The sequence below is a fragment of the Acidovorax sp. SRB_24 genome (assembly GCF_012931925.1).
Genome location: NZ_MWOM01000323.1, coordinates 1 through 289 on the forward strand (window position 1 = coordinate 1; position 289 = coordinate 289).

The 289-nt window shown below is 66.8% G+C and carries 1 pseudogene; it reads right to left on the minus strand.

Annotation, left to right across the window (positions count from 1 at the left end):
- Nucleotides 1–189: 189 nt before the first annotated feature.
- Nucleotides 190–289, minus strand: a pseudogene (locus tag B2J89_RS22125) (organic hydroperoxide resistance protein); the annotation flags it as partial.

The window sequence follows — 289 nt, forward strand, 5'->3', positions numbered from 1 at the left end:
TTTCTACAAGAACGCCAGCATCACAGGCGGCCTGCTGCTGCTGGCCATCACCGGGCCGGGCCGCTACGCGCTGTGGCACTAGCCCCGCCGGCGTGCGCTGCCCGTGGCGCCAGTTTTGCATGAAAAGAGCCGCAAACGCTTGCCACGCAAGCGCTGGCAGCTCTCTTTTTTGATTTCGCGGTGCGGCGCTCAGGCCAGCGTCAGCGCCACGTCGATGTTGCCGCGTGTGGCGTTGGAGTAGGGGCAGACCTGGTGGGCATCGTCGACCAGCTTCTGGGCCGCCGCGCGG